Source organism: Lentzea fradiae (assembly GCF_900100955.1).
In the GTDB taxonomy this organism is placed as follows: Bacteria; Actinomycetota; Actinomycetes; order Mycobacteriales; family Pseudonocardiaceae; genus Lentzea; species Lentzea fradiae.
Map to the genome: position 1 here is coordinate 1 of NZ_FNCC01000026.1, position 20441 is coordinate 20441.

26 protein-coding genes are annotated in these 20441 nt (G+C 70.2%); 17 read left to right on the forward strand and 9 right to left on the reverse strand.

Annotated features, from left to right (window positions below):
- Nucleotides 1-186: 186 nt before the first annotated feature.
- From BLT23_RS38120 to BLT23_RS38135, 4 genes are all read left to right on the forward strand, one after another.
- Complete coding sequence (locus BLT23_RS38120) at nucleotides 187-552, forward strand: hypothetical protein (protein ID WP_143036192.1); 366 nt, start codon at nucleotides 187-189, stop codon at nucleotides 550-552.
- A gap of 18 nt (nucleotides 553-570) precedes the next feature.
- A complete protein-coding gene (locus BLT23_RS38125; protein ID WP_090059945.1) occupies nucleotides 571-1272 on the forward strand; it encodes a hypothetical protein in 702 nt (233 codons plus the stop codon).
- A gap of 126 nt (nucleotides 1273-1398) precedes the next feature.
- Nucleotides 1399-1602, forward strand: coding sequence for a hypothetical protein (locus BLT23_RS38130; protein ID WP_090060061.1), 204 nt, complete (start codon nucleotides 1399-1401; stop codon nucleotides 1600-1602).
- Nucleotides 1603-1710: 108 nt separating this feature from the next.
- Nucleotides 1711-2535, forward strand: a complete 825-nt coding sequence (locus BLT23_RS38135; RefSeq protein WP_090059947.1) for a mechanosensitive ion channel family protein — start codon at nucleotides 1711-1713, stop codon at nucleotides 2533-2535.
- 49 nt (nucleotides 2536-2584) lie between these two features.
- Here the strand turns inward: BLT23_RS38135 and BLT23_RS38140 are convergent, their stop codons facing one another.
- Entirely contained in the window at nucleotides 2585-2932 is a 348-nt protein-coding gene (locus BLT23_RS38140) for a DUF6401 family natural product biosynthesis protein (protein ID WP_090059949.1), read from the reverse strand.
- Nucleotides 2933-3053: 121 nt separating this feature from the next.
- Between BLT23_RS38140 and BLT23_RS38145 the strand changes: the two genes are divergently transcribed.
- From BLT23_RS38145 to BLT23_RS38160, 4 genes are read left to right on the forward strand one after another with little or no spacing between them, the layout of a single operon-like run.
- The gene (locus tag BLT23_RS38145) at nucleotides 3054-3380 is read left to right on the forward strand and encodes a hypothetical protein (RefSeq protein WP_143036193.1); all 327 of its coding nucleotides are present in this window, start codon (nucleotides 3054-3056) and stop codon (nucleotides 3378-3380) included.
- A 33-nt stretch (nucleotides 3381-3413) separates the two neighbouring features.
- Entirely contained in the window at nucleotides 3414-3626 is a 213-nt protein-coding gene (locus BLT23_RS38150; RefSeq protein WP_176947139.1) for a DUF3072 domain-containing protein, read from the forward strand.
- 50 nt (nucleotides 3627-3676) lie between these two features.
- Nucleotides 3677-4150: a YflT domain-containing protein gene (locus BLT23_RS38155; protein WP_245744574.1), complete on the forward strand. Its 474-nt coding sequence runs from the start codon at nucleotides 3677-3679 to the stop codon at nucleotides 4148-4150.
- Nucleotides 4151-4154: 4 nt separating this feature from the next.
- On the forward strand, nucleotides 4155-4655 hold the full coding sequence (locus BLT23_RS38160) for an MSMEG_6728 family protein (RefSeq protein ID WP_090059953.1): 501 nt from the start codon (nucleotides 4155-4157) through the stop codon (nucleotides 4653-4655).
- Here BLT23_RS38160 and BLT23_RS38165 read toward each other — a convergent pair.
- The gene (locus BLT23_RS38165) at nucleotides 4589-5503 is read right to left on the reverse strand and encodes a sensor histidine kinase (protein WP_218134007.1); all 915 of its coding nucleotides are present in this window, start codon (nucleotides 5501-5503) and stop codon (nucleotides 4589-4591) included. The genes BLT23_RS38160 and BLT23_RS38165 overlap by 67 nt on opposite strands.
- A 159-nt stretch (nucleotides 5504-5662) precedes the next feature.
- Between BLT23_RS38165 and BLT23_RS38170 the strand changes: the two genes are divergently transcribed.
- Nucleotides 5663-6052, forward strand: a complete 390-nt coding sequence (locus BLT23_RS38170; protein WP_176947140.1) for an STAS domain-containing protein — start codon at nucleotides 5663-5665, stop codon at nucleotides 6050-6052.
- On the opposite strand, the gene BLT23_RS38175 is transcribed toward BLT23_RS38170, so the two are convergent.
- From BLT23_RS38175 to BLT23_RS38195, 5 genes are all read right to left on the reverse strand, one after another.
- Complete coding sequence (locus BLT23_RS38175; RefSeq protein ID WP_090059959.1) at nucleotides 6049-6429, reverse strand: VOC family protein; 381 nt, start codon at nucleotides 6427-6429, stop codon at nucleotides 6049-6051. The two genes, BLT23_RS38170 and BLT23_RS38175, sit on opposite strands and share 4 nt — an antisense overlap.
- A 267-nt stretch (nucleotides 6430-6696) precedes the next feature.
- Nucleotides 6697-7089, reverse strand: a complete 393-nt coding sequence (locus BLT23_RS38180; RefSeq protein WP_090059961.1) for a PRC-barrel domain-containing protein — start codon at nucleotides 7087-7089, stop codon at nucleotides 6697-6699.
- Nucleotides 7090-7110: 21 nt separating this feature from the next.
- Nucleotides 7111-7533 carry a hypothetical protein gene (locus BLT23_RS38185; protein ID WP_090059963.1) on the reverse strand — a complete coding sequence of 141 codons (423 nt, stop codon included), beginning with the start codon at nucleotides 7531-7533 and terminating at the stop codon, nucleotides 7111-7113.
- A 40-nt stretch (nucleotides 7534-7573) separates the two neighbouring features.
- Nucleotides 7574-8104, reverse strand: a complete 531-nt coding sequence (locus BLT23_RS38190; protein ID WP_090059965.1) for a DUF305 domain-containing protein — start codon at nucleotides 8102-8104, stop codon at nucleotides 7574-7576.
- On the reverse strand, nucleotides 8104-8958 hold the full coding sequence (locus BLT23_RS38195) for a lytic polysaccharide monooxygenase auxiliary activity family 9 protein (RefSeq protein ID WP_090059968.1): 855 nt from the start codon (nucleotides 8956-8958) through the stop codon (nucleotides 8104-8106). Before BLT23_RS38195 ends, BLT23_RS38190 begins: the two co-directional genes overlap by 1 nt.
- A gap of 198 nt (nucleotides 8959-9156) precedes the next feature.
- On the opposite strand from BLT23_RS38195, the gene BLT23_RS38200 reads away from it, so the two are divergent.
- Nucleotides 9157-9402 carry a DUF2630 family protein gene (locus BLT23_RS38200; RefSeq protein WP_090059970.1) on the forward strand — a complete coding sequence of 82 codons (246 nt, stop codon included), beginning with the start codon at nucleotides 9157-9159 and terminating at the stop codon, nucleotides 9400-9402.
- Between the two features lie 3 nt (nucleotides 9403-9405).
- On the opposite strand, the gene BLT23_RS38205 is transcribed toward BLT23_RS38200, so the two are convergent.
- Nucleotides 9406-10314, reverse strand: coding sequence for a helix-turn-helix transcriptional regulator (locus tag BLT23_RS38205; protein WP_218134008.1), 909 nt, complete (start codon nucleotides 10312-10314; stop codon nucleotides 9406-9408).
- Nucleotides 10315-10384: 70 nt separating this feature from the next.
- On the opposite strand from BLT23_RS38205, the gene BLT23_RS38210 reads away from it, so the two are divergent.
- Both BLT23_RS38210 and BLT23_RS38215 read left to right on the forward strand, forming a co-directional pair.
- Nucleotides 10385-10963 carry a class I SAM-dependent methyltransferase gene (locus BLT23_RS38210; RefSeq protein WP_090059972.1) on the forward strand — a complete coding sequence of 193 codons (579 nt, stop codon included), beginning with the start codon at nucleotides 10385-10387 and terminating at the stop codon, nucleotides 10961-10963.
- A gap of 150 nt (nucleotides 10964-11113) precedes the next feature.
- The gene (locus BLT23_RS38215; RefSeq protein ID WP_090059974.1) at nucleotides 11114-12811 is read left to right on the forward strand and encodes a cation:proton antiporter; all 1698 of its coding nucleotides are present in this window, start codon (nucleotides 11114-11116) and stop codon (nucleotides 12809-12811) included.
- A gap of 6 nt (nucleotides 12812-12817) precedes the next feature.
- Here the strand turns inward: BLT23_RS38215 and BLT23_RS38220 are convergent, their stop codons facing one another.
- Nucleotides 12818-13582, reverse strand: a complete 765-nt coding sequence (locus tag BLT23_RS38220; protein ID WP_176947141.1) for a GntR family transcriptional regulator — start codon at nucleotides 13580-13582, stop codon at nucleotides 12818-12820.
- 178 nt (nucleotides 13583-13760) lie between these two features.
- On the opposite strand from BLT23_RS38220, the gene BLT23_RS38225 reads away from it, so the two are divergent.
- From BLT23_RS38225 to BLT23_RS38245, 5 genes are read left to right on the forward strand one after another with little or no spacing between them, the layout of a single operon-like run.
- On the forward strand, nucleotides 13761-14999 hold the full coding sequence (locus tag BLT23_RS38225; protein ID WP_218134009.1) for an extracellular solute-binding protein: 1239 nt from the start codon (nucleotides 13761-13763) through the stop codon (nucleotides 14997-14999).
- Nucleotides 14996-15940: a carbohydrate ABC transporter permease gene (locus tag BLT23_RS38230; protein WP_090059975.1), complete on the forward strand. Its 945-nt coding sequence runs from the start codon at nucleotides 14996-14998 to the stop codon at nucleotides 15938-15940. The genes BLT23_RS38225 and BLT23_RS38230 overlap by 4 nt, the downstream gene beginning before the upstream one ends.
- The gene (locus tag BLT23_RS38235) at nucleotides 15937-16758 is read left to right on the forward strand and encodes a carbohydrate ABC transporter permease (protein WP_090059977.1); all 822 of its coding nucleotides are present in this window, start codon (nucleotides 15937-15939) and stop codon (nucleotides 16756-16758) included. The genes BLT23_RS38230 and BLT23_RS38235 overlap by 4 nt, the downstream gene beginning before the upstream one ends.
- On the forward strand, nucleotides 16755-18158 hold the full coding sequence (locus BLT23_RS38240) for a beta-N-acetylhexosaminidase (protein WP_090059979.1): 1404 nt from the start codon (nucleotides 16755-16757) through the stop codon (nucleotides 18156-18158). Before BLT23_RS38235 ends, BLT23_RS38240 begins: the two co-directional genes overlap by 4 nt.
- Entirely contained in the window at nucleotides 18143-19510 is a 1368-nt protein-coding gene (locus BLT23_RS38245; protein ID WP_218134010.1) for a cellulose binding domain-containing protein, read from the forward strand. The genes BLT23_RS38240 and BLT23_RS38245 overlap by 16 nt, the downstream gene beginning before the upstream one ends.
- The last annotated feature ends 931 nt before the right edge of the window (nucleotides 19511-20441 follow it).

Below are 20441 nucleotides of genomic sequence, written 5' to 3' on the forward strand. Positions count from 1 at the left end.
ATGCCCTCCGGCCCCCATGCCCTCCGGCCCCCATGCCCTCCGGCCCCCATGCCCTCCGGCCCCCATGCCCTCCGGCCCCCATGCCCTCCGGCCCCGTACCTCCGGCCCCGTACCTCCGGCCCCGGTGTCCGCGCCAGTGACGGTGCCCGCGCCCGTGGCAGTAGCGGTGCGCCCGGTGGCGGTGCCGTGACGGTTCAGCTCACCCTTGATCCCCGTGTGCGCTACGAGGAGACCGGCGCCGACACCAACTACAACTTCGAGGTCATGCTGCCCGAGATGGCCGACGTGTGGCGACAGTCCGGCGACCCGAACCTCGTCACGATGACCAGGAGGTACACCGACTGGCTCGGCTACAGTCTGCTGCGCGAGCCCGACGGCTCCGGGTGGTTCGCCAACATCGCCCCGAACTCCCGCACCTCGTCGCGGTTCTACGCCGACGTGCGTCCCGACCCTGAGCGGACCGCGCTCGGCAACCAGTTCGTCCCCGTCGTCCCCGGCCTCGCCGCGTTCGTCTCCAGCCGCGAGGACCTGGCGGCGGCGCGGTCCGCGTAGGCCGCCGACCCGGCGCCCGTGCCGGCGTTGGTCAAGCCGGACACCTCGCCGCGCGTCCTGAGCCACTCGATCTACGGCGAGCGCCACCCGAGCAGGGCCGAGCGGACGGCGGCCATCGCGCGGCTGCCGTACCGGCGGGCGCACTTCACCGAGCTGCGCAGCGACCAGGGACAGGACTTCCTGTTCGTGCGGCGGCCGAAGTTCCACCTCGGCGGCTACTTCGGTGTTCGACGAGCAACGTCGTTGGCGCGCACCGGTTTGACGTTTCTGTGGCATCCGGTCGCGGGCACACTCGTGCAGTCGTCCAACAACAACGACCACGCGTGCTGGGGCACCGTGTTCCCCGGCCAGGTCGTCGACTCGGACGGGCCCCAGCGGGCGGAGTTCCACGGGGGCGAGCCCCACCGGTTCCGCTTCCGCGCGGCCTCCGGCTCGGTCGTGACGGACGTGACCGTCGGCGACCGGATCACCAGGACGGTCCGCGCGAACGCGCCCGCGACGGAGCAGATCCCCTTGGTGATAAGGGATTCCGGCACCGTGGCGCTCGACGCGCGGTCTCTCGCTGACCCGCGGCGGGGTGCTCGTGCGGTTCCGCTGGGGCCAGGACCTCGATCCCCCCGGCTGCGCACCGCCACGACGATCTCCTACCCCAACCGGAGGTTGCTGATCCTCACCGTCCCGCACGCCGGGTCGACCACGGTGGTGGTCACCGCGCGTTAGTCCATTGTGGACGAATCGGTTCACCCTGATGTCGCAACGGTTTGACGAATGTTCGCGCTGGTCACGGGGTATTCGAGGGACCCCAACCCCACTGGTTCACCGCTCACACGCGAGGGAGTGGTTGTGATGGCACACGTGCGTCATTGGATCGACGTCCGCACTGGTGACGAGTTCGACCAGCCGGTTCCCTTCGGTCTCGTCTACCCGGTCCGCACCGGGGACGGATCGGCGCCGCCGAGCCAGCGCGGCCGCACGTGGGAGCACCTCGTGGCGTGCGACCGGGAGCTGCGCCCCTTCTCCGAGTCCGTCTCCCTGGCCCCCGCCTCCTGAGTCCTTCGTGGACCCCCTGCCCAAGTGAACTTCGTGTGAAGTCGTCCCGTGCCGGGTATCCCGGCACGGGCGACCCGTGTCGGGCGCCCGCGGGGAAGGGAGCTCGACGTGGACTTCGGACAAGGACTGACCGACGCCTGGCGGGCGGTCGCGACGTTCGTTCCCAAACTGGCGGCGTTCCTGCTGATCCTCCTGATCGGCTGGTTCATCGCCAAAGCGGTGGCCAAGCTGGTCGACAAGGTGCTCGAACGGGTCGGGTTCGACCGGCTCGTCGAGCGCGGCGGTGTGCGGCAGATGCTGGCGCGCAGCAAGTACGACGCGTCCGACCTGATCGCGAAGCTCGTCTACTACGCCCTGCTGCTCATCACCCTGCAGATCGCCTTCGGCGTGTGGGGACCCAACCCGGTCTCGGAGCTGCTGACCGGGATCGTCGCGTGGCTGCCCAGGGCCGTGGTCGCCATCGTCATCGTCGTGGTGGCCGGCGCGATCGCCAGCGCGGTGAAGGACTTCATCGGCAGTGCCCTCGGCGGCCTGTCGTACGGGCGGGTGCTCGCCACCACCGCCTCGGTGTTCATCTGGGCGCTGGGCATCATCGCCGCGCTGAACCAGATCGGCGTCGCCACGACCGTGACCACTCCGGTGCTGATCGCGGTGCTCGCGACCGTCGGTGGCGTCATCGTCGTCGGCGTCGGCGGTGGCCTGATCCGGCCGATGCAGCAGCGCTGGGAGGGCTGGCTCGGCCGGGCCGAGCAGGAGCTGCCGCAGGCCAAGGCCCAGGCGGAGGCGTACCAGCGCGGTCGTGAGGACGCGACGCGGGTGACCGCCGCGGAGACAGAGGTGATGGAGCCGGTGCGGCAGCCGGTGGCCACTACCCGCGGCGAGGTGCCGGTGGAGGACCCGGTGCTCGGCGCGCGCAGGCCCGAGGACCGGTGAGACGCGGGTTCTGACGGAGGCGGGGCGTGCCGCGGCACGTCCCGCCTTTTCAGTTGACCTCGGGCAGTGCCGGCGTGGACAGCGGCCGCACGTCGTGCGCGTGCGCCAGCCGGCAGACCGCCATCAGCCGCAGGCCCAGCCAGGACGTGGGCGACCAGTCGGGGGAGTGGTGGTCGACGAGCCCGCGGGCGTAGGAGGCGAGCAGCACGACGGCGGCCACCGTGCCGCCGCCCTCGACGCCGAGCAGCAGGATGTCCCGCACCGCCGCGCCGTGCTGGTCGACCTCGGCGGCGAGCGCGGGGGTGACGGCCAGGGCCGCCCACCCGGCCACGCCGATCCGGTCGGACAGCTCGGAGATCCACTGCCGCGCGGTGGTCTCGTACCAGGTCACACGCATGCGAACACGGTAGCGGCGTCTTTTCGAAGTGCTGGTTTGAGGGTCCTTCAACCGGGTACACGGGCCGGAAGTGCGTCAAGCAGTCGGCGCGTGACTCCTGGCTGTAAGGCGGAAGATGATCATGGGTACCGGACTTGAGGACAGGTCGTCGCGGCGGGTGGGCGTGATGGCCCTGGAGAACCTGGACAACGCGGTGTGCCTCGCGCTGGCCAACGTGGAGAACGCCCACGAGGTGCTGTGCGACGCGCTGGCCGGCTGCGCGGACACCGTCCTGCCCGCGCAGGTCAGGGCGTGTGTGGAGGCCGCGGAGGAGCACGCGGCGTTCGGTGAGTGGCGCGAGGCGCGGATGCTGCTGACCGTCGCCCACCGCCTGCTCTCGCGCGGCCGTCGCGCCGTCGCGGTGCCCGCTCCGTCGACGCCTGGTGACGTCATCGTCAACCAGAGGTGATTGAGCCGCGTTCGCCCCGGGTATCTCGAACGGGTGTTCGAGCGAAAGGGGACGATCGTGAACCGCACGCCGGAGAAGGACCCGCAGGACTGGACGACCGGTGACGAGCCGATGACCGGTCCGCAGGAGTCCTACCTGCACACCCTCGCCCAGGAAGCGGGCGAGGAGGTGCCGGGCGGGCTGACCAAGGTCGAGGCGTCCCAGCTGATCGACCGGCTGCAGGAGAAGACCGGCCGGGGCGCCTGACCCGTTCGCGGCTCGCTGTTTGCGCGTCGTCGCCGTGGGTAGTCATCGGTGTGGAGATCGATCAGGAAGTCACCAGGACCGAGTCCGCCCAGTCCCGCCCGTCGGCTCTGCTGGCGAGCTTCGAGGACTACGCCGACGCCCAGCACCTCGTCGACAGGATGTCCGACGAGGGCTTCCCGGTGGAGAGCGTCCGCATCGTCGGCGAGGGCGTGCGCACCGTCGAGCAGGTCACCGGCCGGATGACCAGGGGCCGCGCGGCTCTCGCCGGAGCCGCCAGCGGCGCGTGGTTCGGCGTGTTCATCGGACTGCTGTTCGGCCTGTTCACCACCGGGACGGGCTGGATCTGGTTCGTGCTGATCAGCCTCGTGATCGGTGCGTTCTGGGGAGCGGTCTTCGGATTCGTCGCGCACTGGGGCACGCGGGGCCGCCGCGACTTCTCCAGCGTCATGACGTTGCAGGCGAAGAGGTACGAGGTGCACGTCGACCAGGCGATGGCCGCGCAGGCCGCCAGGTACGTGCTGTGAGCTGATGCAGACCTTCCTGCCCTACCCCGGCTTCGCCGAGACGGCGCGCGTGCTCGACCAGCGCCGTCTCGGCAAGCAGCGGGTCGAGACGCTGCAGGTCCACCGCGCGCTGGTGGTGCCGGGCCACGGCTGGCGCCACCACCCGGCGGTGAAGATGTGGGCGGGCCACGAGGAAGCCCTCGTGCGCTACGGCGTGGAGATCTGCGCCGCCTGGCGGGAGCTGGGGTTCGTCGACACCTGCGAGGCCACGATGAGGGCCGACCTCGCGCGGGCCAGGGAGCTCACGACCGTGCGCACCCAAGAGGAGCTGGCCGCCGCGGGCGACCTGCCGCCGTGGCTCGGCGACGAGGCCGTGCACCGCAGCCACCAGTCGGCGCTGGTGCGCAAGTTCCCCGAGCACTACCGGCGGTTCTTCCCGGACGTGCCGGACGACCTGCCCTACGTCTGGCCGGCCACGCTCGCCCGCACGGTGAACCCGTCGGCGTCGCGGCCCATGGACACGTAGTCGCAGGTCCGGTGCAGGATCCACAGCCCCAGGCCCGCCGTGCGGGTGTCGGTGGTCGGCATCAGCCCCACCACCGGGTCCGCGGGACCGGGCCCCTGGTCCGTCACCGCCACGACCACCCGTGACGAGTCCGCCCACACCCGGAACCGCACCGGCGCCACGCCGTGCGTCAGCCCGTTCGAGACCATCTCGCTCGCCGCGTAGACGACGTCGAGCACGCCGTCCTCCGACAACGCCGTCCCGGCCACGGCCGCGCTCACCGCGTCCCGCGCCGCACGTGCCGTCACGTCGACCAGGTCGACCAGCGGTGGGCCCTGCTCCAGCGGGTCCGCCACCTGCCGTGCCCGCGCGGGACCCTCCCGGAACCCGGGGTTCGCCTCGTGCCGCCCCGGCGCCGCCGCGATGTTCGGGTGCGTCCGCACCACGTCGTCGAGCACCTCGGCGGGCGTCGTCCTCGTGTCGTACGGGCACAGGCCCCACACCGGGAACTCCGCGTACGCCCGGTTCACCGCGGCCTCGTACCGCGCCCACCAGTCCCACGACGCCCCCATGCCGGGGTGCGGAACGTCCCCGACGACCCGCATGCCGCGTGCGCCACCCTCGGTGCCCTCGGCGAACAGCGCGCGATACGTGGCGATCGACTCGGACGGCCGCGAGTACTGGTCCGCACCCGGCAGGTACGTGATGTCACGGCCCAACGCGCCGCGCAGCAGACCCGTGTTCCGTTCCGCGCACGCCGCCACCACGGCCTCACCCGCGCGCAGCCCGTCCTCGAGGAACGGCACCACCAGCGCCAGGAAGTCGTCGTCCGAGCCGTAGAAAGCGGTCTCGTGGAAGAAACCGGTCACGACCCCCGATGCTACGCGGAAAACCCGGTGCGCCATATGAGCGAATCCACCGCCCTCCGGTTCACCGGCGAGCCTCTGACGGCGTAGACACGGGGACTGCGCTACGGTCGGGCTGGGTTGAGCAGGCAGCCCGCGTGCCGTCCTCCAGGAGGTTGCCGCGTGCAGGCTTACGGTGAAGTCCCGTTCCGCACCACCAGCGAGAGCAAGGGCACCACCGTGCTCGTGCACGTCGCCGGTGAGCTCGACCATTCCACAGCCCCCGAACTGGCCGAACGCCTGGGCGACGCCGTCCGCGCGGTCGTCCCGCCCGCCCCCGTCGTCGTCGACCTGTCCGGCGTGCGGTTCCTCGGCGCCCAGGGCATCGGCCTGCTGCTCGACCACCAGGACCTCTGCCTGCGCCGCGGCAGCGCGCTCGTGGTCGTCGCGAACACGGCCCCGGTGCTGAGGCCGCTGGAGGTCCTGGAGCTGACGACGGTGCTGGGCGTGCGGTCGTCGGTGCCGGAGATCCCGGCACAACCGGTGGCCGGGAGACTCGGGGAACGCCGCTAGCCGGCCGCCGCGCGTTCAGCCGCGCTGCGCAGCACGCAGAACTCGTTGCCCTCGGGGTCGGCGAGCACGACCCAGCCGGTGCCGTCGGGGTTGCGGTGGTCGGAGACGAGCGTGGCGCCGATGCCCCGCAGCCGTTCGACCTCCTCGTCACGCGTGGAGTCCGGCCGCAGGCACACGTGCAGCCGGTTCTTGCCCCGCTTCGGCTCCGGCACCTGGTTGAAGAACAGCACCGGCCCGTCCTCCAGCAGCACCTCGGTCTCGTGGTCGCCCGGCTTGTCGTCGGGGTGCAGCGGACGGCCCGTCACCTCGCTCCAGAAGCGGGCCAGCTCGTAGGCGTTCGCGCAGTCGATGGCGACGTTCTGCAGGACCGAGACCATGCCGCGCAGCCTAGATCGTCCGGCCCTCCCGCTGGAGCGCGGAGCACTCGACGACCTGTCCCCAAGGTTCTGTCCCTTCTCCCGCCACACCCCGCCCGTGTGTCACCACTCAGCGGTCCCCGCCTCCTCTGCGTGACGTGGCTTTAGTACGCGGGGGCCCCGCGTGCGATCCACGCGAACGAAGGGGCCCCGCGTGCGACAGGGGAAACGCGAAAGAGAGTCGCGGGCGGGGCCGGGGGGTTACGGAGAGTGCTTGTGGAGGCAGGCTTAGAGCATCGGCGGCATCAGCCGGTAGCTCTCCTCGTAGTACGAGGCCGTGCGGTCGCGGTAGTCCTCGTTGTCCTCGCTGTACTCCGGAGCCTTCTCGATCTGTTCCTTGGTGCGGTCCACGAAGACCTTGCGCTCCTCGTGGTCCACCCGGTGCACGACGCCGACCGGCAGCACGACCTTGCGGCCGAAGATCCACCCTCCGGTGTCCACCATCAGGCAGTCGTGGGGGAGCTTGGCGTTGTCCTCGTCGATCTTCCCGATGTCACCGTCGGTGGCGACGACCTCGTAGCCGATCAGGCCGGTGTCCGGACGGCCGGACAGGTCGTCCGAGCGCTGCTCGGTCCACGACGTGTCGCGCCACACCCAGGGCAGGAACGGGATCGGTTGCATGCGTGTCCTCTCGATCGGGGGTCAGCGGTCTCGCGTCACGCCGTCGGCGAGGAGGGACAGGCCGATGCCGAGCATCCACACGTCCTTCGCCAGGCCGGTGCCCTGCTCGGTCGGCCAGATGCTGCCTTCCTGGCGCATCCCCGGCGTCTTGGCGTAGAGGCCGAGCAACGCTCCGGCGAAGCCGGTCAGGGCGGCGCCGGCCACCGCGGCGGGCACGAACGGGGCCAGCAGCAGCGCGCCGGTCGCGATCTCGCCCGCGGACAGCAGGGTCGCGAAGCGGCGGGCGTCCAGCTTGCCGAGCACCGGGTACGTGCTCGACGCCCACCCGTGCATCTGCTCGGCCGCCTCCTGGTCGGCGTTGCGCTTGCCGAGACCGGAGTGCAGCACGAACGCGCCTGTCACGACGCGGACGGGCAGCTGCCGCAGCAGCGAGCGGCTGATCATGTCCAGACCTCCTCGAGGGCGTGGACCCGCCGGGTACCCGTCACACGCCGTCGAGGAACGTCCTCATGAGAGTGATCTGGGCTGTCCGCGACTGCTCGATCCGGCCCGCCAGGTCTTTGACCTCTTGGTGGGCGCCTCCGGCCGCTTCCCAGCGCGCCAGCTGGACGGCGTCGTCCTGGTGGGCGATGAGGACGTTGAGCAGCCGCCGGTCGAACTCCCGGCCGGTCAGCGCCGCCAGCCTGCCCACCTCCTCCGGGTCGGACCTGCGCACGCCGCCGTGACCCGTGTGCGCGTCCGGCGGGGCGGTCAGCGGCTGGCCCCACGCCGTGAGCCAGTTCCGCATCGTCTCGGCCTCGGTCCGCTGGGTCGAGGCGATGGCGGCGGCCAGCATGCGCACCCGGCCGTCCTCCGCGCGGTCGGTGGCGAGCGAGGCCAGCTCCACGCCCTGCTGGTGGTGGGGCAGCATCATCTGCAGGAACATCACGTCCAGCGGGTCGCCGCGCAGCACGGTGTCCGGTTGCGCGGAGCAACCGGACACCATGAAGGCGAACAGCAGTACGAGGAACCGCATCAGAGGCGTCGCCACAGGGCGGGCGTGGTGGGCGGTTCCCACCCGGCGAGCGCGGTGTGCGCCTGCACGCACTCGTAGCTCGCGCCGCCGTAGGTGACCCGGTTGCCGGCTTGGTAGGTCGTGCCTGCCGTCCAGGTCCCACCGGCGGGCGGGGGTGTCGTGGTGGTGGTGGTCGTCGGGGGCGGGGTGGTCGTGGTGGTGGTCGGGGGCGGGGTGCTGCCGCCGCCGAAGTCGACGTCCGAGCACGTGTAGAACGCTTCCGCGCTGCCCACGACGCGCTGCCAGATCGAGTAGATCAGGTGACGGCCGGAGCGTTGCGGGATGGTGAGTGTCCAGCTCGTGTACGTCGTCGGGTTCTGGTTGTTGAACGTGGCCAGGTGCACGAGGTCCGACCAGCGCAGCGGCTGCGTCGGGTTCCAGCCCTCTCTCGTGATGTAGAACTCGAAGTTGCTGTTCGAGTGGGGTGCGGAGGCGTGGTAGGTCACCGAGAGCGACCCGGCCGAGATCCGCTTGGCAGGCCAGTCCGCGCGTTGCAGGTCGAGACCGCGGTACTTGTCGCGGCCCGCGCTGCACAGCTTGCCGTCCGGGATGAGCTGGCGGTGGCGGCCGCCCGCTTCGAGCAGGGAGACCTCGTTCCAGTCGTAGAACGCCTGCGTGCCCCCGGCGGCGACGGCCGCCTTGCAGGCGGCGGACTTCGGGGTCTCCGGACCTTCCTGCTTGCACGTGTAGACCCGGCTCGGCGGGTCGGACAGCGTGCCGTGGGCGCTGGCCGTCGTCGTGGGGACGAGGAAGGCGACGGCCAGAGCGGCGGACGAGGTGAGGCTCGCGAGGGCGAGCCGGGTGCGTGCCTTCATGGCACACCTCCTGGCAGGGGGAGGCGGCGAACGCGGTGAGGGGAACGCGTTCGCGGTGCGGGTCGGCGGCCCGTTCCCGAGTGTAGTCAAGTGGTTCAACCAATCGCGACGGCCGTCCGACATGAATCGATGCAGCTCGCGGGCGGTGTGCGGGTTGTTCGTCGGCGCCCGGCAGCGGTCGGTCGTAGAGTCGGCGGGATGAGCGACGAGAACGTGCTGGGCCACATCACCGAGCTGGTCGACGAGGAGCACCGGCTGCGTCGGCAGCTGGCGTCCGGCGAGATCACGGCGGAGGAGGAGCACGCCCGTCTGCGGTCCCTGGAGGAGGCGCTCGACCAGTGCTGGGACCTGCTGCGGCGGCGCCGGTCCGCGCGGGACCAGGGCGAGGACGCCGACGACGTGCGGTCCCGGCCCACCGGTCAGGTCGAGGGCTATCTCCAGTGAGCCTCAGGCGTTGAGCCGCCGCCAGGCCGTGGGGCTCATGCCGTGCAGCTTGCCGAACGTCCTGGCGAAGTACCCGGCGTCCGGGAAGCCCACCTGCCGCCCGATGTCGCTCACGGTCAGCTCCGTCACGGCCAGCAGCCGCCGCGCCTGCACCATCCGGCGTTCGGTGATCCACTCCTGCACGGTGCGGCCGGTCCGCCTGCGCACCGTCGAGGTCAGGTGGCCGGGGGAGAGGCTGACCGCGGCCGCGACCTCACGCAGCGACAGCGGTTCCGGGTAGCGGCGCTCGATCACGTCGAACACCTCGGCGAGCAACGGCTCCGCGTTCTCACGCAGGTCGCCGACGACGTCCGCGGCCAGCCGGGAGACCCCGACCAGCACCAGCACGAGATGTGCCGACACGGCTTCGCGGTAGCCCTCGCGGCGGTGCCGCAGCTCGTCCTCCAGTGCGTGGATGCGCCTGGTCCACTCGTCCCGCTGTCCCGGCGGCACCTTGAGCCGCAACGCTCCCACGGCCTTGCCCCGCACGAACGGGAAGAGCAACGGGTGCGTGCGCCACGCCAGGTGCGCGCCGGGGGTGTCCGGGCCGAGCGCGTCGGCGGTGAAGAACACGCCCCAGCCCTGTGCGTCCGCGAGGTCGTCGTGCTCGGACCGGCCCACGACGTCGCCGGGGGCCAGGACGAAGAGGTCGCCGGCCTCGACGCGCCTGGGCTCCTTGCCGATGCGGACGATCCCGCCGTCGGCGGCGAAGTAGGCGATGCCGGGGAAGTCGTGCGAGTGGTCCTCGTGGCCGCCGGTGATCTCGGCTTCGTGGCTGAGCGACATCACCGCGACCGCCAGCTCACCGGGCGGCGGTCGCCACGTGTAGGTCGCGGGCTCGTCGCCGGTGAGGGGAGTCCGTCGGGTGCGCACCGTCAAATCGTCCCATTCGAACCGTGGATCGACGCAGAAATGGCGGTATCAACCGGAACAGAATCGGTGCATGACCGGAACTTCGTCCCAGGAGCGGGACTACATACCAGGCATGGGCAAGCACTACCTGCTGCCGTTCTACGAGGTCTTGCACCGGGTGACGGCGCTCGGCCGGGTGCACCGGGACATGGTGGAGCTGGCGGCACCGCGGCGCGGAGACCGCGTGCTGGACGTCGGGTGCGGCACCGGAAACCTGTTGCGCACGACCGGGAAGACCGGTGCCGACCTGTTCGGCGTCGACCCCGACCTGAAGATGCTCGCGCGGGCGGAGCGGAAGCTGCGCAGGGCCGGGATCAGGGCACGGCTGGACCGCGGCTACGCGCAGGAGCTGCGCTTTCCGGACGGGTCGTTCGACAAGGTGTTCTCCAGCCTGATGCTGCACCACCTCGACGTCGCGTCGAAGGACGAGATGCTCGCCGAGGTGCGCCGCGTCCTCAAGCCCGGCGGCGTGTTCGTCCTCGCCGACACCACGCGGGAGAACGCGGGCGAGCGGATCGCCGCGGCCGGGTTCACGGTCGAGCCGACCCGTACGCGCAAGCTCCGCGTGTTCAGGGAGGAGATCGGCATCGAGGTGGCCACTGCCCACTAGCTCGATCGTCGGCACGCCCGCGGTGGTGGCAGGCACGAAACCAGTGGCGGACAGGGAAGGTGGAGCAGAGATCGCCGAGCACATCCAGTCGGCGGACCACCGAGCGGGCTGACTGGGCAAGATCGCTCCCGGTCCGACAAACTGCACGTCATGCAAGAACTCGCGTTGCTCGCCGTGGCGGGCGTGCTGATCATCGTGGCGGTGTCCTACTTCGCCCCGAAGCTGGGCGTGGCGGCGCCCGTGCTGCTCGTGCTCGTCGGCATGGCGTGCAGCCAGCTGCCGGGCGCGCCGCACGTCGCCGTCGCTCCGGAGTGGATCCTCACGGTCGTGCTGCCACCGATCCTGTACTCGGCGGCGGTGAACGTGCCGGTGGTCGACTTCCGGCGCGACTTCACGACCATCGGGTCGTTGTCGGTGCTGCTGGTGGCCGTCTCGGCGTTCGGCACGGGTCTGCTGATCTGGTGGCTGCTGCCGGACATCGGCTTCGCCGCGGCGCTGGCGCTCGGCGCGGTGATCAGCCCGCCGGACGCGGTGGCCGCCACCTCGATCGGCAAGCGGCTCGGCCTGCCACCGCGGCTCGTCACGATCCTGGAGGGCGAAGGGCTGGTCAACGACGCGACGGCGTTGGTGCTGCTGCGCACCGCCATCGTCGCGATCTCGGCCAGCGTGACGTTCGGCGGCGCCCTCGGCGACTTCGCGTACGCCGTGGCGGTGGGCGTGGCGATCGGGTTCGTCGTGGGGCTGGTGACGGTCTGGGTGCGGTCCCGCATCCAGGGACAGCCGGTGCTGACGACCGCGATCTCCTTCGTCGTACCGTTCCTGGCGTTCATCCCGGCAGAGGAGCTGCACGCGTCGGGTGTGCTCGCCGTCGTGCTGGCGGGCCTGGTCACCGGCCACCTGAGCGCGCGCAAGTTCAGCGCCCACGACCGCGTCTCCGAGCGCACCAACTGGCGCACCATCCAGCTGCTGCTGGAGAACGGCGTGTTCCTGCTGATGGGCTTCGAGCTCACGTCGGTGGTCGCCGACGTGGAGGACGACGGCCTGGGCAGGGCGATCACGATGGGCGTGCTGGCGACGGTGGCGCTGGTCGTCCTGCGGGTGACGTTCATGATCCCGCTGATCGCGGCTCTGCGCCGCCAGCAGCGCAGAGCCGACGCCGTCGGCGACAAGATCGCCACGTTCCTCGAACGCTTCACCGCACGCGGCCCCGGCGGCAACGACCGGCGCTACGACCGCGGCATCCGCGCGATCCAGCGCAAGCAGGCCGATGTGGCGTTCTACGCGAGCGAGGGCTTGAGCTGGCGCGGCGGCGCGGTGCTGGCCTGGTCCGGCATGCGCGGCGTGGTGACGCTGGCCGCCGCCCAGACGCTGCCGACGGACCTGCCGCACCGCCCGGAGCTGATCCTGGTCGCCTTCACGGTCGCGATCCTCACCCTGGTCGTGCAGGGCGGCACCCTGCCGCTGGTGATCCGCCGGCTCGGCATCCGCGGCAACGACGAGGAGCACGAACGCCGCGAGTACGCGCGGCTCGCCGTGGAGCTGTTCGCCGCCTCCCAGGAGGTGGTGCAGAACCCGGAGCTGCGCCGGGAGAACGGCGAGCCGTTCGACCCCGGGGTGCTGGACGAGATCCGCACGCGCACCGCGGCGCTCAGCGCGAACGTCGACAAGATGCTGCTGATGGAGCAGGAAGCGCATGACCGCCGGCACCAGTTCATGGAGCTGCAACGGATGATGGCGGACGCGCAGCAGAACGCCCTGCTCGACGCACGGGCGAGCGGCACCTACTCCTCGCACACCCTGGCACGCGCCCAGAACTTCGTCGACAGCCAGGCGGTCCGGATCCTGTAGGAGCCCTCAGAACGGGTCGCCGCCGAACCGCGCCTGCACGTCCACCGTGCCGCGCGCGGCGGCGTCGCCGAGCGTCAGCCGGGACACGATGCGGTACCGGTCGCCCCGGTAGATCGAGTGCACGTACTCGACCTGCCGCCCCTCCGCGTCGGTGGTCAGCCGTTCGAACAGCAACGCGGGCGCGAAGACCGGCACACCGAGGATCGACGCCTCGGACTCGTTCGTCACCGTCGGCTCGATCGACTGCACGGCCTCGTGGACGTGGACGCCGTGCTCGCGCAGCCGGTCGTAGAAGTCGCCGGACTCCATGTCGTGCACCGTGAGCCCTGGCGCGATCGACGCGGGCACGTGCAGGTACTCGACGGCCATCGGCTCGCCGTCGACCAGGCGCAGGCGGGCGATGTAGTGGATCTCCGCGGCGGGGGAGAGGTGCAGCCGCCTGCCGACGCGCGCGCCGGCGGGGATGCGGGCGTGTTCGAGCACGCGGCTCTCCCAGGTGCCCGAGGCGCGAGGGAGCGCCATCGCCCCGGTGTCCGCGACCATCTCCTGGGTGATCTTGGCCCTGGCGACGAACGTGCCGCGGCCGTGCTGGCGGACGAGCAGGCCGGTGTTCACCAGCTCGTCCACGGCCGAGCGCACGGTGGGGCGGGAGACCGAGAGTCGCTGGCACAGCACGCGTTCGGCCGGGATCGGGGCTCCCGCCGGATGGGTCTCGATGAGTTCGAGCAGGTAGTCGCGGACCTGCTCGCGCTTCAGGATCGCCTCGCCCATGCCTCTCCGCTCCGTCGGCGGCCAGTATGTCATACCACTGGTAAGTAACCAGTCCGTTCGATCACGGAAGCGCTCTCATGCGTCCGAGCTGGGTATTGACCTGACAAGTGGTCTATGCCACTTTCTACTTCGCCCCATCGACCTGACCAATTGGTCACATCTCGGCGAGAGGTGAGTCGTGTCGCGCTCCGCTGCCTTACTGGTCCTGGCGCTCGCGCTGTCCGCCTGCGGCACCTCCGCGGGAGGGGGTGATGAGAAGCAGGAGATCACCGTGTGGCTGATGAAGGACACGGCCACCGAGGACTTCGTGACGCGGTTCGAGAGCGAGTTCGAAAGCGAGCACGCGAACCTCGACCTGAAGATCCAGATCCAGGAGTGGAACGGGATCACGCAGAAGGTGACGAGCGCGCTGGCCAGCACCGACCCGCCCGACGTGATCGAGGTCGGCAACACCCAGGTCGCCCAGTACGTCGCCAGCAAGGGCGTCACCGACCTGACGGACAAGAAGGCCGAGCTGCAGGGGGACGACTGGATCCCCGGCCTCGCCGATCCGGGCGCCGTGGACGGCAGGCAGTTCGGCATCCCGTTCTACGCGGCGAACCGCGTGGTGATCTACCGCAAGGACCTGTTCGAGGCCGCCGGGGTCACGCCGCCGAAGACCCGCGACGAGTGGCTCGCCACCACCGCCAAGCTCGACCAGGGCGACCAGCAGGGCATCTACCTGCCGGGACAGAACTGGTACACGCTGTCCGGCTTCGTCTGGGACGAGGGCGGCGACCTCGCCCGGCAGGACGGCGGCAGCTGGAAGGGCACGCTCGACACCCCCGAGGCGTTGGCGGGCATGGACTTCTACAAGCGGCTCCAGGCCCTCGGCGACGGCCCGAAGGACTCCGACGAGGCCAAGCCGCAGCAGACCGACGTCGTCGCGGGCGGCACGGTCGCGCAGTTCATCGCCGTGCCCGGTGCGGCGAAGGTCGTCACCAAGGCGAACCCGGCGCTGGAGGGCAAGCTCGGCTTCTTCCCGATCCCCGGCAAGACCGCGGACTCGCCCGGTGCCGTGTTCACCGGCGGCTCCGACCTGATCATCCCGCTCGCGTCGAGCCGGCAGGAGGGCGCCTACGCGGTCGTCAAGGCGCTCGCCGGACAGAAGTGGCAGGTCGAGCTCGCGAAGGCGATGAACTACGTGCCCAACCGCAAGACGCTCGCGTCCTCGGTCGGTGACGACCCCGGCACGGCGGCGATGGCGGCCGGCGCGGTCAACGGGCACGCCACCCCGAACTCGCCGAACTGGGGCGCGGTCGAGGCGCGCAACCCGATCAAGGAGTTCCAGACCGCCGTCCTCACCGGCACGGACCCGAAGACCGCGGCCGCGAGGGCGGACGAGGTCATCACCCAAGCGCTGAACTCCGGCACATGACGCTCGTGGCCGAACGGCCGGTGCGGGAGACCGCGCCGGCCGCCCCGAAACGCCGACGGCGGCCGGTCCTGCCGTACCTGCTGATCGCGCCGACGCTGCTCACCACCGCGTATCTGCTGGTGTACCCGTTGGTGCGCAACGTGGTCATCTCGCTGCAGGAGTTCGGCCTGCCGCAGCTCGTGCGCGGTGACGCGAAGTTCGTCGGGTTCGCGAACTACGTGCGGGTGCTGAACGACCCGGAGTTCTGGGGCGTCGTGCGCAGGACGCTGTGGTTCACCGCGATCAACGTCGTGCTGATCATGGTGCTGTCCACGCTCGTCGCGCTGCTGCTCGTCCGGCTCGGGAGGTGGTTGCGGTTCCTGGTGATGGGCGGGCTGGTGCTCACCTGGGCCACGCCGGTCATCGCCGCCACCACGGTGTTCCAGTGGCTCTTCCAGTCCCGGCTCGGCGTCGTGAACTGGGCGCTGGTCGAGCTGGGCTTCGAGCAGTACCGCGACTACACGTGGTTCGCCGACGGCGAGGCGACGTTCGGCATCCTCGTGACGCTGATCGTCTGGCAGTCGGTCCCGTTCGCGGCGCTGTCGCTGTACGCGGCGATGACCACCGTGCCGCAGGAGCTGTACGAAGCGGCGCGGATCGACGGCGCCGGGGCGTGGCGGGTGTTCTCCACCATCACGTTCCCCATGCTGCGGGCCATGTTCGGACTGATCACGTGCCTGGAGGTGATCTGGGTCGTCAAGGCGTTCGTGCAGATCTGGGTGATCAGCCAGGGCGGACCGGGCCAGGCGACGACGACGTTGCCGGTCTACGCGTTCCAGGTCGCGCAGTCGTTGCAGCGCTACGACCTGGGCGCGGCCGTGTCGATGCTCATGGTGCTGCTGCTCGTGCTCGCGCTGCTGGCGTACTTCCGCCAGCTCTACCGGCAGGAGCAGGAAGCATGATCGGCCGGATCTCCCGCACCACGGCGGCGCTCGTCGTGTTCGTGGTCTCGGTGTTCCCCGTCTACTGGATGGTCCTCACGGCCTTCAAGCCCACCAGGGACATCCAGAGCGCGACGCCCACGTTCTTCCCCACCTCGATCACCTTCGAGCACTTCGGCACAGCGGTCGCGGCCAAGGGCTTCTTCTCGTTCTGGCGCAACAGCCTCCTCGTCGCGGGCGGCGCCGTGCTGCTCGCGTTGCTCGTCGCCCTGCTGGCGGCGTTCGCGGTCGCACGGCTGCGGTGGAAGGGGCGCAAGGCGTTCGTGCTCATGGTGTTCGTCGCGCAGATGACGCCGTGGGAGGCGCTGCTCATCCCGATCTACGTGATCGCCAGGGACACCGGCATGCTCGACACGCTCTGGATGCTCACGCTCGTCTACTTCATGATGACGCTGCCGTTCACGATCGTGACGCTGCGCGGGTTCCTCGCCGCCATCCCGGTCGACCTGGAGGAGGCGGCGCAGGTCGACGGCTGCTCGCGCGGGGAGGCGTTCCGCAAGGTCGTGTTCCCGCTGCTCGCGCCCGGCCTGCTGGCGACGTCGCTGTTCGGGTTCATCACGGCCTGGAACGAGTTCGCCTTCGCCAACGTGCTGATCATCAAGAACCAGGACGACCGCACGTTGCCGGTCTGGCTGTCGTCGTTCCAGAACACCTTCGGCACCGACTGGGGCGCAACGATGGCCGCCTCCACGCTGTTCATGGTGCCGGTGCTGCTGATCTTCGTCGTGTTGCAGGGCCGGGTCACGACCGGCATCGTCGGAGGGGCGGTGAAGGGATGATCGTGCCGCTGCCGAGCAGGTTCGTGCGGCGCAGCAGGGGTTTCACCCTCGACGCGGACACGGCCGTGCGGGTCACACCCGGCGCGGAGAAGGCGGCGCGGCTGCTGCGCGGCCTGCTGCGGCCGGCCACCGGGCTGCCGTTGCCGATCAACGACCATGGCCAAGTCCTCATGGCCCTGGACGCCAAGCTCGTCGGGCTCGGGGCGGAAGGCTATGCGCTGACCGTCAACGAGCACGGCGTCATGCTGCGCGCGGGTACGGCGGCGGGCCTCGCGCACGGCGTGCAGACGATCCGGCAGTTGCTGCCCGCGGAGGTCTTCCGCTCCAGCCGGGTGTCCGGTGTGGACTGGACGTTGCCCGGCGCCGACATCCGCGACGTGCCGCGGCTGCCGTGGCGCGGGTTCATGCTCGACGTCGCCCGGCACTTCCAGCCGGTGCCCGTGGTGCGGCGGTTCATCGACCTGATGGCCCTGCACAAGCTCAACGTCCTGCACCTGCACCTGACCGACGACCAGGGCTGGCGCCTGCCGGTGCCGGGCCACCCGCTGCTGACCGAGGTCGGCGGCTGGCGCGCCGAGACCAACGGCGACGGCACCCCGCACGGCGGCACCTACACGCGGCCCGAGCTGGAAAACCTCGTCAGCTACGCGGCCGACCGCGGTGTCCGAGTCATGCCGGAGGTCGAGATGCCCGGCCACGCCCGCGCCGCGCTCGCCGCCTACCCGGACCTCGGCGTCACGCCGGAGCCGCTGCCGGTCTGGACCCGGTGGGGCATCAGCGATGCCGCGTTCGGCCTGCACGCGCTCCCGTTCGTCCGCGAGGTGCTGGCCGAGGTGCTGGAGATCTTCCCTGGCGAGCACGTCCACCTCGGCGGCGACGAGTGCCTGCTGCCGCCCGACGTGCACGGCCGGTTCCTCCGCGAGGCGGGCGAGTTTCTGCTCGACCGCGGCAGGACGCCGGTCGCGTGGGAACCGACCGGCGACCCGCGTTCGGTCGTCATGCCGTGGAAGGACGAGGCCCAGGCCGCCGCGGCGCTGCGGCGCGGCCAGCCGGTGGTCATGGCCCCGCACACCTCCACCTACCTCGACTACCCCCGCTCCGGCGACCCCGGTGAACCGCCCGGCCAGCCGGGGTTCGTCGTCACCACCCGCGACGTCTACGACGTGCCGCTGCCCGACGGCGTGCTCGGTGCCCAGTGCCAGCTGTGGACCGAGCACGTCCGCACCAGGGAACACCTGGAGTACCTGGCGTTCCCCCGACTCGTCGCGCTGGCCGACACCCTCTGGTCGGCGCGTCCCGAGTGGACGGGCTTCACCACCCGGATGCACCGCCACTCGGAACGGCTCGCCGAACTGTCCGTCCCTGCCCACCCGAGGAGAGAACCTTGCGAGCGCTCCTAGCCGCGTCCTGCGCGGCGATGTCCGTGATCGCGCTGGCGGTGGCCCCCGCCGCCTTCGCCGCCGACGCGATCACCGCCCAATACCGGACCAGCGCGTCCGGTGCGTCCGTCGACCAGGCCGAACCGTGGCTCAAGCTGGTCAACAACGGCACGACGAGCATCCCCCTGTCGGAGCTCAAGGTCCGCTACTACTTCACCGGCGACACCCCGGACGTGGGGTACCGCTTCGCCTGCTCGTGGGCCGTGCGCGGCTGCGGCAACGTCACGGGCCAGTTCGGCACCCTGACCGGCGGCCCCGCCGACCGCTACCTGGAGGTCGGCTTCACCTCCGGCGCGGGCGCACTGGCCCCCGGCGCCGACTCCGGCGACCTCCAGCTGCGCTTCTACCGCACCAACTGGGGCCCGATCACCCAGTCCGACGACTACTCGTTCAAGGCCGACACCGCGTACTCGGCGTGGAACAGGGTGACCGTCCACCGCGGCGGCACCCTGCTGTGGGGCACCGCCCCCGGCGGCACCGCGCCGACCACGACGACCACCACGACCACGCCGGGCAACCCCAACGGTCCCAAGCTGTTCGACGACTTCGCCTACACCGGCTCGACCGACTCCCGGATCAGCCAGCGCGGCTGGACCGTCCGCTCCGGCGGAGGCGGCCCCGGCGTGCCCGGCGCCGAGTGGGACGCGTCCCGCGTGACGTTCCCGACCGTCGACGGCCAGAAGGTCCTGCGCCTCGACTCGTGGAACAACGGCTCCGCCGCCCGCCAGACCGAGCTGTACCACCAGCGCAAGTTCTTCGAGGGCACCTACGCGGCCAGGGTGAGGTTCAGCGACACCCCGGTCTACGGCCCGGACGGCGACCACGTCGTGCAGACGTTCTTCACCATCACCCCGCTCGACCGGCCGATGGACCCGGACTACGGCGAGATCGACTTCGAGTACCTGCCCAACGGCGGCTGGGGCGAGCCGGCCAACGTCATGTACGAGACCACCTGGGAGACCTACCAGAACGAGCCGTGGGTCGCCGACAACATCCACGACGCCCAGCGCCGGAGCTACAACGGCTGGCACGACCTCGTCTTCCAGGTCGCGAACGGCCGGGTGAAGTACTACATCGACGGCGCGCTCGTCGCCGACCACGGCGACAAGTACTACCCCGAGACGCCGATGTCGATCAACTTCAACCTGTGGTTCATCGCCGGTGGGTTGCAGGGCAGCTCGGCGGAGCGGGCCTACCAGCAGGACGTCGACTACGTGTACTTCGCCAAGGACCAGGTGCTGAGCCCGGCCCAGGTGCGCAGCGCGGTGCAGGACTACCGCAACGCGGGTGTCACGCACGTCGACAACGTGTGAGTTCGCGTCCCGGGGCCGTCCGGCGTCGTGCCGGACGGCCCCGGCCGTGTGTTCCGGCTGCGCGGCATAGAGCCCCTCTGTTCCCGTGACCAGAGAACATATTTCCCGGGAAAATGTTGGGTAGCCTGTTTCAGGCGCTGCGTGCAACCTTTGTTGCGACCGCAATGTGTGTTGGTACGCGAAAAAATCCGGTACGGGAGTTATTGCTGGATTGGCTGAACAGGTCGAGGCTGGACGGCCTCGCCCATCGCTCGTCGTTCTGTGCGGTCAATCGAGAGTGTCAACCATTGAGTGTTGCTCGCCACTCCGGCGCGTTAGGGCTCTGAGCAGGATTTTCTTTGGGGCAGCGACCGTGTCGGCACCGTTGCTCTGGGTGCCGCGTTCAGCCAAGGTGACACTCACCGGCAATACTGACGATGGAAACATTAATCCGAGATGCCCGGGGGGAGATGCAAGAATGGGACGAGACGAGGAGTCGATCGTCGTGTGATGCGTACGCAAGCAGGGACGTGGCCAGCTGTGCCGCCGCGTCAAGTTGCGAACAGGTGTTTGTCGGCTCGTTGCACGAGACTTTGGCGTGAGAAATAGCCGAATCGGCTACTTTGCATCTTTCACGTGCGCATTTTCTGCAGGCGTTTCCGATCGTGTGTCCTGCCATTTTCCTAGCTTGCCTAGGTTTAGGAGTCTCTCGGTGGATGGTGGAGCCGGAAGCGACGAGACCCCGTCGGTTACGTTAGAGAAAGTCACTGCGTGTCAAGTCGGTACCCACCTGCCACTGCGTCTAGTGCGAAACTTGGCAACTGCCGTCGCGGGATCTGTGAACGCAATGGCTCGTGATTCCGGGCTTGCTCCAGTCGTTGTGCCTATTCGAAGGTGACGTTCGCCGAAATCGAAAATTGGTCCGACCGCCGCGTCATGAATTCGTGCGGTG

Excerpts from the sequence above, each read along its gene's own strand:
- BLT23_RS38230 (WP_090059975.1), top strand. The coding sequence starts at position 14,996 with ATGACGCTCGTGGCCGAACGGCCGGTGCGGGAGACCGCGCCGGCCGCC.
- BLT23_RS38220 (WP_176947141.1), bottom strand. The coding sequence starts at position 13,582 with ATGGGCGAGGCGATCCTGAAGCGCGAGCAGGTCCGCGACTACCTGCTC.
- BLT23_RS38200 (WP_090059970.1), top strand. The coding sequence starts at position 9,157 with ATGAGCGACGAGAACGTGCTGGGCCACATCACCGAGCTGGTCGACGAG.
- BLT23_RS38140 (WP_090059949.1), bottom strand. The coding sequence starts at position 2,932 with ATGCGTGTGACCTGGTACGAGACCACCGCGCGGCAGTGGATCTCCGAG.
- BLT23_RS38190 (WP_090059965.1), bottom strand. The coding sequence starts at position 8,104 with ATGCGGTTCCTCGTACTGCTGTTCGCCTTCATGGTGTCCGGTTGCTCC.
- BLT23_RS38210 (WP_090059972.1), top strand. The coding sequence starts at position 10,385 with ATGACCGGAACTTCGTCCCAGGAGCGGGACTACATACCAGGCATGGGC.
- BLT23_RS38195 (WP_090059968.1), bottom strand. The coding sequence starts at position 8,958 with ATGAAGGCACGCACCCGGCTCGCCCTCGCGAGCCTCACCTCGTCCGCC.
- BLT23_RS38180 (WP_090059961.1), bottom strand. The coding sequence starts at position 7,089 with ATGCAACCGATCCCGTTCCTGCCCTGGGTGTGGCGCGACACGTCGTGG.
- BLT23_RS38235 (WP_090059977.1), top strand. The coding sequence starts at position 15,937 with ATGATCGGCCGGATCTCCCGCACCACGGCGGCGCTCGTCGTGTTCGTG.
- BLT23_RS38145 (WP_143036193.1), top strand. The coding sequence starts at position 3,054 with ATGGGTACCGGACTTGAGGACAGGTCGTCGCGGCGGGTGGGCGTGATG.
- BLT23_RS38240 (WP_090059979.1), top strand. The coding sequence starts at position 16,755 with ATGATCGTGCCGCTGCCGAGCAGGTTCGTGCGGCGCAGCAGGGGTTTC.
- BLT23_RS38185 (WP_090059963.1), bottom strand. The coding sequence starts at position 7,533 with ATGATCAGCCGCTCGCTGCTGCGGCAGCTGCCCGTCCGCGTCGTGACA.
- BLT23_RS38130 (WP_090060061.1), top strand. The coding sequence starts at position 1,399 with ATGGCACACGTGCGTCATTGGATCGACGTCCGCACTGGTGACGAGTTC.
- BLT23_RS38160 (WP_090059953.1), top strand. The coding sequence starts at position 4,155 with ATGCAGACCTTCCTGCCCTACCCCGGCTTCGCCGAGACGGCGCGCGTG.
- BLT23_RS38215 (WP_090059974.1), top strand. The coding sequence starts at position 11,114 with ATGCAAGAACTCGCGTTGCTCGCCGTGGCGGGCGTGCTGATCATCGTG.
- BLT23_RS38175 (WP_090059959.1), bottom strand. The coding sequence starts at position 6,429 with ATGGTCTCGGTCCTGCAGAACGTCGCCATCGACTGCGCGAACGCCTAC.